Genomic DNA, 13,247 nt, shown 5'->3' with positions numbered 1-13,247 from the left:
TGTTTATATAAGTTTATAAAAGTACTTTTAATATTTCGTTTATTTGATGGTCCACATCTTGTAGGCCATCGTTGACTATCGTATAGTCGGCTCTTTCTGCCACTTCTTGTTGCGGCATCTGCCTCTCTATCCAGTCGCGAGCTTTGTCACGGCTGACTCCGTCACGTAGCATAATCCTCTCCTCGCGCACCTCTTCGGGTGCTACTACGGCGATTATTTTCTCCACGAGCCGGTCGAATCCTGATTCATAAAGAATTGCGCACTCCATCCATCTGACATCTGACGTCAAGAAGTCTTCAGCCACTGCGGGATGCACAATTGCGTTTATGGCATCGTTATTCTCTTTCGAAGCTAATAGGAAGTTTGCCACCGATGCCTTGTTCATCCTCCCGTCAGGAAGGAACGTGTCTTTCCCTATTAGTTTTGTCAGCCTCTGTCGTATCTTGTTTGAGGTGGCGATGATGGTCTTGGCGTGTGAATCGCAATCGTATATGTCAATACCCCTCAGTCTCAGCTTACTGCAGACATAGCTTTTCCCGCTTCCTATGCCGCCGGTTATTGCCACCGAGGCAGGTTTTTGTTTTGGATAATCTGTCATCTGCTTAATCTTCTTCTATGAGGTAATCCACTTGTTGTACGTTGAGCGTCGCCCTCGACACCCCATGTGGGACTAAACGCAGCTGTACGGTACATTTCTCTTTTTTACCGTCTGCTATCTCGTCATAGTCAGCCACGACTTTGAAGTCTTCTTTTGTGAGTTTCCTGAATTGGCTAACACCAGTGACAAACCTAACGTTCACCTTTGCAGGGAAGGTGCGAAGCACTTTACCGTTTGGCACATTAATACCCTCGATCGGTATGTCGTGTATACTTTCTTCTGTGAGCACATCAGTCATAAACCTCACGTTTACTTTCTCTGGAATGAATTTCACTCCTCTCATCTTGGTTATGCGAGTTCCAACAGTTAGTGTATCTCGGAAATTGCTGATTGAGAGATCTTCCGTATGGGCTTCGGTTATTGTCTCAAGGAGCTTAGCCGAGGCATATACGGTGACGCTGTCAGGACTGTAATCCACGTTTGAGATGAAATAGAGGTGTTCGGGTTCTACAGTTCCTTTCCACTTCACAGGAACCTTTTTCGATAGTCCGTAGTTGTAGTAAATCTCATACTTGTCGCCCTTGGTCTGTACGATCTTAGTAGATGCTGAGAGCTGAAGATACAGCAAACGGTTGATCTCTGCCATAGGCAGCGCGACATAGCCAGCCGAGTCTTTGGCATAAGCCTTGAAATTGAGATTAATAGGCTTCAATCCGTCACCATAGACATATCCTGCGAGCACCAGTCCCTTGTCGCGCAAGGTCAGCTTCACCGTGTCAGTCTCGTTGCTCATAAGCACCACATTATCGGGCACATTAACCAGTCTCACTGGTACCTTTATCTCTCTTTCTAATGTCTCGTTGAGCGACATGAGGAGCCAAAAGACACCTGCGAGTGCGAAAAAGAACAAAAAAATCAGAAATTCCCCATTCACTGCAGCGAATAGGAAATCCCTGACCTTTCGGGATATAGTGTGCCCTATACTCATCAACGTATTATTTCGCTCCTGGTTGGTTAGCGGAAGCATCCTTAAACACGTATCCCTTGTCGACGCGTATTGTCACGCCCTTGGCGATTTCCACATCGACAATGCCAGTGGCTATGTCAACCCTTTTCACGGTGCCATATATGCCACCTCCAGTGACCACCGACATTCCCTCGGCAAGCGAGTTTTGGAACTTCTGTATCTCTTTCTGTTTTTTTTGTTGTGGACGAATCATGAAAAACCACATGATGGCAAAGAGGGCCACCATCATCAGCAGCATGCTCATGCCGCCACCATTTGCGCCGCCAGCCTGTGCGGCCAAAACCAATACTGTCATATTACCGTAATTATTTTATATTTTGTTTTCTTTTATATTAAAATAGGTGTGACGCTTCATTGCATCTCCTCTTCATCCCTCTGCTGTGGCATAGCTTTTATCATGCGACCACTTTCTATAAGGTTATGTGCTATGGCATCAAGCATGCCGTTGACATATCCTCCGCTACGAGATGTGCTATAGAGCTTGGCAAGTTCTACAAACTCATTAATGGTGACGTTAATGGGGATATTGGGGAAAGTCATCATCTCGGCTATAGCAATCTGCATGAGTATAACGTCCATGAATGCCAAACGACTGAAATCCCAGTTGCGCGACGCTTCATTCATGTATCTTTGGTACTCGTCGGCACGGAGAATGGAGGCACGGAAGAGTTTTCTTGCGAAATCGCGATCGTCATCACTATCATACTCAGGCAAAAGTGGCTGTTTTGCTCCGTTTTTCTCCTCAAACCGCTTTATGGTCTTTATGACAAAGGTGTCAACAATTTCCTTGTCGTCATTCCAATATAGGCTCTCGTCCTCTATCATCTCGTCTATCTCGTCGTTGTCTTTGATAAAGGCTTTGTATATCTTACGCCATATTTCCTTGTCACACTCATAATTGTCCTCACGGTTGTCGAGATAGTCCTTGTAGAACTGAGCCTCGCGAATGCGTCCGTACAGGCGTTTGACAAAGTCTGCATGGTTATCCCACGACATTTTCTTGCTTTCCAGGAATTCGTTGAGCATACGATTGTTTTCCAGCTGCAGCACAAAACGGTTGTCTGCAAACTTCGACGAAGGTCGGTCAAAGCCCTCTCGACGGGCTTTTCTCTCCATCACGTTCCAGTATTCCTTGGCCTCCTTTGTCACTGCCACCATAAGCGACAGCATATAATTATAAAGGTCATAAGCCTTCGAAAGGCTAAACAACAGCTCCTTCTCAGCAGCGTCGATATTGTTGTTTCCGTTCTGATAGTAAGCATAAGTAAGCTGCACTATCTTTACTCTTATCAATTCTCGATTAATCATACTGTTTTTTTGTATCTTTCTTTTTTTCGTGGTGCAAATTTAGGCATTTTTCCCTTATTAAGCAAATATTATGCAGAAATATTGCATTTTTTTATGTTTTACTTGCCAGAATGAAGAAAAATGAGTACCTTTGCACCGCTTTTTCAAGCACATCGGGATTTTATTTCGTGTGATGGTGAATTAGGCAACAAGAAAAAACACTTAATTTAGAGTAACACAATTATCATTTAAAATGAAAGAAATTAACGTATCAGGTCAGAAGCGCAACGACCTTGGCAAGAAAGCCTCAAAGATGATGCGCAAGCAGGGTCTTATCCCATGTAACATCTACGGTGAGAAGAAGGACGAGAACGGACATCCAGTGGCAATGTCTTTCGTTTGCCCAATGAGCGAGCTCCGCAAGGTGGTTTACACTCCTCATATCTATGTTGTCAACCTCGACATCGATGGCGAGCAGCATGTAGCAGTGATGAAGGAACTCCAGTTCCACCCGGTAACTGACGCCCTCCTCCATGTTGACTTCTATGAGGTTAACGAGGTGAAGCCTATCACCATCGGTATTCCTGTTAGGCTCAATGGTCTCGCACAGGGTGTTCGCGACGGTGGTCGTATCAACCTCTCTATCCGCAAGATCAACGTTACTGCTCCTTACAAGTCTATCCCTGAGCACCTCGACATAGACGTCACCAACCTCCAGCTCGGCAAGAGCATCAAGGTGGGCGAGCTGAGCTTCGAGGGTCTTACTCTTTCCACACCGGCCGACGTTGTTGTATGCTCTGTGAAGGCTACACGTGCATCTCGTTCTGCCGCCGCTGCTGCAGCTCAGTAATGGACAAGTTCTTGATTGTGGGATTGGGCAATATCGGCGATGAATACGATATGACCCGTCACAATACAGGTTTTATGATATTGGACGCTTTTGCAGAAGCGTCCAATATTGTTTTCGACGACAAGCGCTATGGCTTTGTCGCTGAGACATCCATAAAGGGACGTAAGGTTATACTGCTCAAGCCAAGCACGTATATGAACCTTAGCGGTAATGCCGTACGATACTGGATGAACAAGGAAAATATCGACATAAAGCGACTACTCGTCATCGTCGATGACCTCGCCCTCCCTCTTGGCACACTACGACTGAAGGCTTCAGGAAGTAATGCAGGACATAACGGACTGGGGCATATCCAGTCAGTGTTGGGCACCGACCGCTACAGCCGTCTTCGCGTAGGCATTGGCAACGAGTTTGAAAGGGGCATGCAAATACAATGGGTGTTGGGGAAATACAACGAGGAAGAGATGAAAGTTCTCGAACCAAAGTTCGACACAGCATGCGACATTATCAGGAGCTTTGTGCTCTCGGGTGTCGATTTCACCATGAATGCATTCAACAAGAAAAAATAGCTCAACATATTCTGACAGCAAGAGAGAAAACTGACCGTATAGGGGTAAAGCACATTCATAACTTGAAAAATATTTTTATGGCAGACAACAACGAAGCAAGAATAGACAAGTGGCTCTGGGCTGCACGAATCTTCAAGACACGTTCCATAGCTGCTGACGCATGCAAGAACGGACGCGTCACCATACAAGGGGTCAATGCCAAGCCATCACGCCCTGTGAAGGTGGGCGAGGTGGTGGCAGTAAGAAAACCTCCCGTCACCTACTCTTTCAAGGTTCTTAAAGCCATCGAGATGAGAGTGGGAGCCAAACTGTTGCCTGAGATCTATGAGAATGTCACCACTCCCGACCAGTATGAACTGCTCGAGATGAACCGGATAAGCGGATTTGTTGACAGGGCACGAGGCACTGGCAGACCCACTAAGAAGGAACGCCGCTCACTCGACGCATTCATCGATCCTGCCATGGAGGGCTTCGACTTTGACGATTGGGAGGACGACGATGACTAATATCGCAATCTTTGCCTCTGGCAGCGGGAGCAACTTCGAGAATATCTCCCGCCACTTCCTCACCGACTTGTCAGCAAAGGTGGCACTGCTCGTTTGCAACAAGGCAGATGCTTTTGTAGTGACACGCGCCAAACTCCTTGGCATCCCATGCCATGTGGTAACAAAATCCGACTTTAACGACGAATACACCATGATGGCTTTGCTACGCCGTTACGACATCGACTTCATCGTCCTCGCTGGCTTTCTGCTGATGGTTCCCTCGTGGCTCATCAACGCCTTTCCGCGTCGCATCGTCAACATCCACCCTTCGTTATTGCCGAAATATGGTGGCAAGGGCATGTATGGCAGGCACGTACACGAGGCCGTAAAAGCAGCCAGCGATACTGTCACAGGCATTACCATTCACTATGTCAGCCAACAGTGCGACGATGGAGAGATTATCTTCCAAGCAACCACCGCCCTCTCGCCCGATGATACCCCTGACGACATTGCCGAAAAGGTACATGCCTTGGAGAAAGAACATTTCCCCACTATCATCTCACGTGTCATTAACCAACAATCATAGTATCCATGCTACTCAACTCATTATATATAATAATAGGTATATCTATCGTGCTTTACGGAGCAGACAGACTGACAGCCGGTGCCTCGGCACTCGCAAGAAGGATGAACATACCCGAGATAGTCATTGGACTCACCATCGTGGCTGCTGGTACATCGGCACCAGAGTTCTTCGTCAGCCTAATGTCGGCACTCAACGGCACTCCCGATATGGCTGTCGGCAACGTAGTCGGCAGCAATATCTTCAATGTACTGCTCATCGTTGGCGTCACCGCCATGGTAGCACCCATAAATGTGACACGCGTCACCGTGAACAAAGATATGGTCTGGGCTATCGTTGCTGCCATAATGTTGCTCGTGCTCTGCATAGACCGTCCCGCCATATCACTATCGGGAAATAGCATCAGCCGTCTCGACGGCATCGTGCTCCTCGCCGTGTTCATGTATTTCATGAACTATACCCTACGCATGGCACGCAAGAACAAAGCCAAGACTGCCACACAACACGAAGACAGTCAGCTACAGTCAAGAGACAATAGCCTGTTTGATCTCATGAAGAACATCACCTTCTTCATATGCGGACTGGCAATGCTCATCTTCGGCAGCAACCTCTTCGTCAGCTCGGCCTCCTACGTGGCACTGACGCTCGGCATCAGCGAAAGCATAGTAGGTCTAACCATCGTGGCCGGAGGCACCTCGCTTCCCGAGTTAGCCACCAGTGTGGTGGCGGCAAAGAAAGGCAACTCCGCCATAGCCATTGGCAACGTCATTGGCAGCAACGTGTTCAACACCCTTGCCATTCTCGGCTCCACGGCAGTCATCTGCCCTATGCAGATCAACGGCATCAACATCATCGACATCCTCACCATGGTTGTCTCAATGCTTGTGCTGTGGCTCTTCTCCAAGACTAAACTCACAGTGGAACGATGGGAAGGTGGCATACTTACCCTCGGCTTCGCAACATATATGGCTTATCTTCTTAGCAACATATAAATAATTAATCAGTCTCTTCGGAGATATTTAGTATTCATTAATAGGAGTCATTGTCTAACCTCCTTTAAAAAACAACAAAATGAAAAGTACAAAACGTCAAGTGAGCGTGCTTTTTATGCTTTTCGGCATGCTCTTCTGCGTTTGCCTCATCACGGCAAACGTACTCGGAACAAAGCAAATGTCTTTCGGTCCCATCAGCATCACTGGCGGACTGCTTGTCTTCCCCGTCTCATACATCATTAACGACTGTGTATGTGAGGTATGGGGCTATTCCAAAACACGACTGCTCATCTGGTATGGCTTCGCCATGAACTTCATCTTTGTCATGTTTGGCGCCTTGTGTGATGCCATCCCAGGAGCACCTTATTGGGACAACGAAGAGGGTTTCCACGCTATCTTCGGACTTGCCCCGCGCATCGTGTTTGCTTCTTTCCTTGCTTTCATCATTGGCTCTTTCATCAATGCCTATGTCATGAGTCGCATGAAGATCTCATCTGAAGGAAGGCATTTCTCGCGTCGTGCAATCCTCAGCACCATTTTTGGCGAGACGGCAGATTCGCTCATCTTCTTCCCTATCGCGTTTTGGGGCGTTATTCCTGGAAGCGAGCTTCCCGTGCTCATGCTTTCACAGGTGGTGCTAAAGACATTGTACGAACTCATTGCTCTCCCTATCACTATTCAGGTGGTACGCATCACCAAGCGACATGAGGACGAGGACACGTTCGACGATAATATCGACTACAACATTTTCAAGATCAAGGAATTCAAAGAATAATATCCACTCATATGGAAACAAGAAAAAACGAAGACCTACATGCTTTAGGCAACAACACTAAATACTCCATGGACTATGCACCTGATGTATTGGAGACATTCATCAACAAGCATCAGGAGAACGACTATTGGGTAAAGTTCAATTGTCCAGAGTTCACCTCCCTCTGCCCCATTACCGGTCAGCCTGATTTTGCGGAAATAGTCATCCGTTATATCCCTGACGTCAAGATGGTCGAGAGCAAAAGTCTCAAACTCTATCTCTTCAGTTTTCGTAATCATGGCGACTTCCATGAGGACTGTGTAAACATCATAATGAAAGACCTCATTCGCCTTATGGATCCGAAGTATATCGAGGTGGTGGGACTGTTTACCCCGCGAGGCGGTATCAGCATCCATCCATACGCTAACTATGGTCGTCCCGGAACGAAATACGAGGCACTCGCCAACCAGCGTTTGGCTATTCATGAATAATTCTGTCAGCTGCGATAAACAACCCTCTATCGCAGCTTTTTGTTTCTGACAATGATACAACAAAAAGCCAAGAAGTCAAAATGACTTCTTGGCTTTATCAAGTGATTCCGGCGGGATTCAAACCCACAACCTTCTGATCCGTAGTCAGATGCTCTATTCAGTTGAGCTACGGAACCAATCCTTAATGTCAATTTTTGTACTTCGAGTTCACTTCAAGTGATTCCGGCGGGATTCAAACCCACAACCTTCTGATCCGTAGTCAGATGCTCTATTCAGTTGAGCTACGGAACCGTTGAAAGTCCCTCTTTCCTTAATTGCGGTGCAAAGGTACTGACTTTTTTCGAAACAACCAAATTTTTTTCTCACTTTTTTCTAAAACACCCCCAAAAAAGGCTCGTTTCCATGAGAAAACGAGCCTTTTTATCGGTTTTATTCACTATTTATGCAGTAATATGTGTCAATAATTACTTTTCTATGAGTTCTACTGAGCGTTTGAGGAAGGCATCGAGAGCGGCTCCCTTCAGCATACCATTCTGGAGCAGTGCGAGGTCGATAAGTTGGTGTACGATACTATTTCCCTTGGCATACTTACTAATTACATCGAGTTTCTTGTCTTTCTCATCCTGCAGTGCCTTCTGTGTGTTGCTCAAGTCTTTTTTCTCTTCTTCTGTTATTTCCTCAGGCTTCTTCTTGTCTTGTACCTGGTTGAGTGCGGCAAGTCTCGCTTCCTGTCCACGTATTTCGCTGACAATTGGCTTGAGTGCTTCTGCGGTTTTCTCCTCACAATCGGCAAGCACTTTCTTCACCAGTGGATGATCGCTGTTAAGCACTAGGCTGTATGAGTCAGGCATCTGTGCATAGAAGCCCATACCTTGTTGATACTTGCTCATATCCTTCATGCGTCGCATATATTCACTCTGGGTGATGACCACCGGCTGCTGGCTCTCGCCCATTGCTTCTACATCGACATATATCTCAGCTTTCTCGAGTTTTGGCAACTGTGTCTTGAACACCGTCATGAGATTGTCTTTCTTGTCGTTGTCGAGGGTTTCCTTTGTGTCGTCCTCCTTATGTATAAGACGGTCGATGATGTCAGCGTCAACACGTGTGAAGTGACTCTTCTCAAACTTCTGCTCAAACATCGATACTGTCGGCGTGTCAAGCTGTCCGTCAAACTGCAGTATGCTGTAGCCCTTCACCTTTGCAGCTTCGATATACGAATACTGCTCCTCACTGTCTGTCGTATAAAGATATACGAGCTGTCCGTCCTTGTCTGTCTGCTGTTCTTTGATGAGAGTGCGGTACTCATCGTAGGTGAAATACTTTCCGTCAACATCCTTAAAGAGGGCATAGTCTTTGGCACGGTCGTAGAACGACTCGTCGCTGAGCATACCATAGTTGATGAAGAGTTTCAGATCGTCCCATTTTTCCTCAAATCCTTTCCTGTCTTCCTTGAAAAGGCTCTGCAGGCGGTCGCTGACTTTCTTTGTGATATATGTAGAGATCTTCTTCACATCCCTGTCACTCTGGAGATAAGAACGGCTTACGTTAAGTGGGATGTCTGGTGAATCGATGACGCCATGGAGCAGTGTGAGGAACTCTGGCACGATGCCTTCCACCTGGTCTGTAACAAACACCTGATTACAGTAGAGCTGTATCTTGTTGCGCTGCAAGTCGAGATTTGACTTAATACGTGGGAAATAAAGGATTCCCGTAAGATTGAATGGATAATCCACGTTGAGGTGTATCCAGAACATCGGCTCGTCGTGCATTGGGTAGAGCGTGCGATAGAACGACTTGTAGTCCTCGTCATTCAGCGTGCTCGGAGTCTTGGTCCAAAGTGGTTCTACGTTGTTGATGACATTATCCTCGTCGGTATCCACCTGCTTACCGTCCTTCCATTCTGTTTTCTTGCCGAAAGCCACTGGCACTGGCATAAACTTGCAGTATTTGTTGAGCAAACCCTCGATGGTTGCCTTTTCAAGATACTCGCTGCAGTCGTCCGACACGTGGAGCACGATATCCGAACCGCGGCTATCCCTCTCTGCACCGTCTATCTCGTACGACGGACTGCCGTCGCAGCTCCATTTCACAGCCTTGGCACCATCCTTATAGCTTCGTGTTATGATCTCCACCTTATCGCTGACCATAAACGACGAGTAGAAGCCAAGTCCGAAATGGCCTATGATATTGTTCGCGTTGTCCTTATATTTCTCAAGGAAATCGTTGACTCCCGAGAAAGCTATCTGATTGATATACTTGTCGATCTCTTCTTCTGTCATACCGATACCACGGTCGCTGATGGTGATGGTCTTTGCCTCCTTATCTACGCTCACCCTTACGGTAAGGTCTCCAAGTTCACCTTTGAAGTCACCTCTCTCAGAGAGAGTCTTCATCTTCTGTGTCGCATCTACGGCATTCGAGATCATCTCACGCAGGAAGATCTCATGGTCGGAATACAAGAATTTCTTTATTACGGGGAAAATGTTTTCTGTAGTAACCCCAATATTTCCTTTTTGCATGTCTTTATTTGTTTTATATTTGTTATTTGTTTTCTGGAAGAGAAAGGCTGTGCTTACTCTTCCGATATCGTCCATAGCAACTATCATGCCAAACGATAGGAAGATGTGTTTAACGACTATCATCACTGACAAAATGGCAGTCTGATAACCGCAATCACTCCCCTTCTCATTACCAAATGCTTGCTGAAAACTATACAAAAGTGAAAATTTAGAGTTTTTTTGATACAAAACAGATTTTTTTGCGTCTTTTCTTTGCATATTACAATAAATGTATTAACTTTGCAGAGAAAAAAATATCAACTCGAATAGTAACAATAATCTTCGAAATATGGCAGTAAAGATATTAAGCGTTGACGACGAGCTCGACTTGGAGATCCTACTCACGCAATACTTCAGAAGGAAAATAAGGAAAGGTGAATATGAATTCAGCTTTGCACACAACGGTCTCGAAGCTCTAAAGATGATGCTCGAGAAAAAGGATTTCGACATTATCCTCAGCGACATCAACATGCCGGAGATGGACGGAATCACATTGCTCACAAAGATCAACGAGATGAGAAACCCCGCACTGAAGTGCATCATGGTATCTGCTTATGGCGACATGGGCAACATACGCTCGGCCATGAACAACGGCGCGTTCGACTTCGCCACCAAGCCCATCGACCTTGACGACCTCTCACGCACCATTGAGAAGGCGATAGAGGAGATAGAGTTCGTCAGGAAATCGCAACAGGAGCACACACAACTGGTATCGATAAAGAGCGACCTTGCCGTTGCCGGCGAGATACAGCAGGCTATACTACCTCAGAAATTCCCGCCTATTGAGGAAATGGCTGACATGGTAGATCTCTTCGCCACCATGACGCCAGCAAAAGAGGTGGGCGGCGACTTTTTTGATTTCTTCAAGATAGACGAGAAAAGACTGGGATTTGTCATTGCTGACGTCTCAGGCAAGGGTGTTCCCGCATCGATCTTCATGGCAGTCAGCCGCACTCTCCTTAGAGCCACTGGCATGAGAGGCATAGACACCAACGAATGTCTCAACTATGTCAACAACATGCTCTGCCACGAAAGCATCGACTCGATGTTTGTCACCGTATTCTATGGTATATATAACACCGATACAGGCCTTGTTGAATACACTAATGCAGGACATAACCCGCCATATGTGGTACGGGCTGACGGAACCGTCGACGCCCTACCCATGAGCGAGAATATCGTTGCAGGAATGTTCGACGACTTCACGTTCACACAGTCAACACTCCAACTCGACAAGGGCGACATGCTCGTATTGTTTACCGATGGTGTCACCGAAGCGTTTAACACAAGCGGTGAGATGTTCGACGAGAAGGGCCTCGAGACCACACTCGAAAACAAGGGAGCCGGTAAGAGCAGCCATGACATATGCCAGGAAATATTGAAAGACGTGAATGACTTTTCCGGCAAGGAACCGCAGAGCGACGACATCACGCTGATGGCTATTAGGAGACTGGAATAAAGAGTATCAATAGACACTAAGACACTACCGACGTGAAGAAAAGCATTACTTTGTATATAATAGGTGTAGCGGCAGTGGCTCTTGCCATCGCTACATCGCTCCTGTATAGAACCAACGAGAAGCTTCACGCCGAGAATGAGGTTCTACGACAGAAGGTGGGGAAATACGAACAGACGGAAGGCAACTCCTTTGTAGTGGAACGTATCAGCAAACAGATGGAAGACATTGCCTACCAGCAGATGGAGATATCCGACAAACGACGCGAGGAAGCTCTCTATCAGATGAACATTGCCGACCAGATGAGGTCAAGGGCCGAAAGCGAACAGATGAAAGCTCAGGAAGCTGCGCGCAATGAAGTGGAAGCTCGTTCCATGGCCGAACAGCAGCGCGAATTAGCTGTCACCCAACAGCGACAAGCCGAGCACGCTCGCAACGTGGCTGACACGCTGAGTTATATCGCCCTCGGACGTTCCCTTGCTTCACTATCATCCACACAGTATCTTGCCGGCAACCACGACGCATCGAAGCTCTTGGCTTTCGCCGCATGGAAATTCACCATCGACTACAAAGGCAATGTCAATATTCCAGTAATATTCAAGTCGTTAAGCCAAAACAGCAATAGCTTTTCTTCAAGTCTTATCCATAGGGGAGGAGTCTCAGAAATAACACGTATCAGCAAGACGGGCGACTACGTCTCTGTAAGCAGATACGGCGAGATCACACGATGGAACTACGACAGTGGTAAATGGACAAAACAGCTTCTCACTAACGACAATAGCTGCAGCTTCAGAGGTGTTGCCACTGACAGCGAAGGCACCATCTTCGCCCTCGCATTTAATGGCACCCTCTTGTCTATTGTCAACCAGCAAGTTACCGCTCCCATCATACTGCCAGAAAACAAGGGATGGCAACGTATCGTAAGACTTGGCAAGAGACAGATGCTCATCGTGTCGGCAAGTCACGCCTACCTCTTCGACACCACACGGCGCATGGTGAAGAAGACATACGATATCGGCCAACCTATAACCGCCATCGGTGATCGTAACGGCACGGTGATGATTTTTGGGAAAGACGGAGGTGTCTGGGCCATCAATCCTGACGGAAAGATTGACAAGAAAGAACTCATGGTGAAAGGAACCGTCACTGCATACACCTGGTCTGACAAACGTCAGCAAGCAGCCATTGGCACTACCAGTGGCGACATCTATCTCCTCGATGTCAATGGCTATAGCCGACAGAAACTCGTGGGACACCGCTCCGAGATTACCGACCTCTGCTTCAACAACGACTTCCTCTTTTCCTCTAGCTACGACAGGGTAGTAAACCTTTGGGACGCTGATGCGGCTAACAGCGAGGCTGTAGCGCTGCGCGACCTCGCTGGATGGGCTTACTGCCTTTCCAATGCCGACGATGATGTGATATACGTGGGGGATGAGTCTGGTACGGTGTCGAGATTCATCATCTCTACCGATGCCATGGCACGACAGATACAGAAAGCACTCAAACGCGACTTCACCGACGACGAGTGGAACTACTACATAGGCAATAACGTGCCTCGTGTAACCTTCAAAAATTAACTGCAAAAAAGCTT

The 13,247-nt window shown here is 47.0% G+C and carries 14 protein-coding genes and 2 tRNA genes; 9 read left to right on the top strand and 7 right to left on the bottom strand.

Annotated features, from left to right (window positions below; genetic code table 11):
- Positions 1–13 precede the first annotated feature (13 nt).
- From coaE to nusB, 4 genes are all read right to left on the bottom strand, one after another.
- A complete protein-coding gene (gene coaE / locus CIK99_RS01030) occupies positions 14–598 on the bottom strand; it encodes a dephospho-CoA kinase (protein ID WP_094378870.1) in 585 nt (194 codons plus the stop codon).
- 4 nt (positions 599–602) lie between these two features.
- A complete protein-coding gene (locus tag CIK99_RS01025) occupies positions 603–1,508 on the bottom strand; it encodes a CdaR family protein (protein ID WP_254047676.1) in 906 nt (301 codons plus the stop codon).
- 85 nt (positions 1,509–1,593) lie between these two features.
- Positions 1,594–1,920 carry a preprotein translocase subunit YajC gene (yajC, locus tag CIK99_RS01020; protein WP_094378866.1) on the bottom strand — a complete coding sequence of 109 codons (327 nt, stop codon included), beginning with the start codon at positions 1,918–1,920 and terminating at the stop codon, positions 1,594–1,596.
- 56 nt (positions 1,921–1,976) lie between these two features.
- Positions 1,977–2,933 carry a transcription antitermination factor NusB gene (nusB, locus tag CIK99_RS01015; protein WP_094378864.1) on the bottom strand — a complete coding sequence of 319 codons (957 nt, stop codon included), beginning with the start codon at positions 2,931–2,933 and terminating at the stop codon, positions 1,977–1,979.
- Between the two features lie 232 nt (positions 2,934–3,165).
- Here nusB and CIK99_RS01010 point away from each other — a divergent pair, with 232 nt between their 5' ends.
- The 7 genes from CIK99_RS01010 (at position 3,166) to queF (ending at position 7,636) form a co-directional block, all read left to right on the top strand.
- Positions 3,166–3,762: a 50S ribosomal protein L25/general stress protein Ctc gene (locus CIK99_RS01010; RefSeq protein ID WP_094378862.1), complete on the top strand. Its 597-nt coding sequence runs from the start codon at positions 3,166–3,168 to the stop codon at positions 3,760–3,762.
- Positions 3,762–4,331, top strand: a complete 570-nt coding sequence (pth, locus tag CIK99_RS01005) for an aminoacyl-tRNA hydrolase (RefSeq protein ID WP_094378860.1) — start codon at positions 3,762–3,764, stop codon at positions 4,329–4,331. Before CIK99_RS01010 ends, pth begins: the two co-directional genes overlap by 1 nt.
- A gap of 77 nt (positions 4,332–4,408) precedes the next feature.
- Complete coding sequence (locus CIK99_RS01000) at positions 4,409–4,837, top strand: RNA-binding S4 domain-containing protein (protein WP_094378858.1); 429 nt, start codon at positions 4,409–4,411, stop codon at positions 4,835–4,837.
- Positions 4,830–5,402, top strand: coding sequence for a phosphoribosylglycinamide formyltransferase (gene purN, locus CIK99_RS00995; RefSeq protein WP_094378856.1), 573 nt, complete (start codon positions 4,830–4,832; stop codon positions 5,400–5,402). The genes CIK99_RS01000 and purN overlap by 8 nt, the downstream gene beginning before the upstream one ends.
- A gap of 5 nt (positions 5,403–5,407) precedes the next feature.
- Entirely contained in the window at positions 5,408–6,391 is a 984-nt protein-coding gene (locus CIK99_RS00990) for a calcium/sodium antiporter (RefSeq protein WP_094378853.1), read from the top strand.
- A gap of 79 nt (positions 6,392–6,470) precedes the next feature.
- On the top strand, positions 6,471–7,166 hold the full coding sequence (locus CIK99_RS00985) for a queuosine precursor transporter (protein ID WP_094378851.1): 696 nt from the start codon (positions 6,471–6,473) through the stop codon (positions 7,164–7,166).
- Positions 7,167–7,177: 11 nt separating this feature from the next.
- A complete protein-coding gene (queF, locus tag CIK99_RS00980) occupies positions 7,178–7,636 on the top strand; it encodes a preQ(1) synthase (RefSeq protein WP_094378849.1) in 459 nt (152 codons plus the stop codon).
- Between the two features lie 102 nt (positions 7,637–7,738).
- Here the strand turns inward: queF and CIK99_RS00975 are convergent.
- The 3 genes from CIK99_RS00975 to htpG form a co-directional block, all read right to left on the bottom strand.
- Positions 7,739–7,812: transfer RNA gene (locus CIK99_RS00975), tRNA-Arg, on the bottom strand.
- A 41-nt stretch (positions 7,813–7,853) separates the two neighbouring features.
- Positions 7,854–7,927: transfer RNA gene (locus CIK99_RS00970), tRNA-Arg, on the bottom strand.
- Between the two features lie 173 nt (positions 7,928–8,100).
- On the bottom strand, positions 8,101–10,158 hold the full coding sequence (gene htpG, locus CIK99_RS00965; RefSeq protein ID WP_094379077.1) for a molecular chaperone HtpG: 2,058 nt from the start codon (positions 10,156–10,158) through the stop codon (positions 8,101–8,103).
- 328 nt (positions 10,159–10,486) lie between these two features.
- Here htpG and CIK99_RS00960 point away from each other — a divergent pair, with 328 nt between their 5' ends.
- On the top strand, positions 10,487–11,656 hold the full coding sequence (locus tag CIK99_RS00960) for a PP2C family protein-serine/threonine phosphatase (RefSeq protein ID WP_094378847.1): 1,170 nt from the start codon (positions 10,487–10,489) through the stop codon (positions 11,654–11,656).
- 32 nt (positions 11,657–11,688) lie between these two features.
- Complete coding sequence (locus tag CIK99_RS00955; RefSeq protein ID WP_144007851.1) at positions 11,689–13,233, top strand: hypothetical protein; 1,545 nt, start codon at positions 11,689–11,691, stop codon at positions 13,231–13,233.
- Positions 13,234–13,247 lie beyond the last annotated feature (14 nt).

This window comes from Prevotella sp. P5-92 (assembly GCF_002251245.1).
In the GTDB taxonomy this organism is placed as follows: domain Bacteria; phylum Bacteroidota; class Bacteroidia; order Bacteroidales; family Bacteroidaceae; genus Prevotella.
This window is presented reverse-complemented; position numbering and strand designations above follow the sequence as displayed.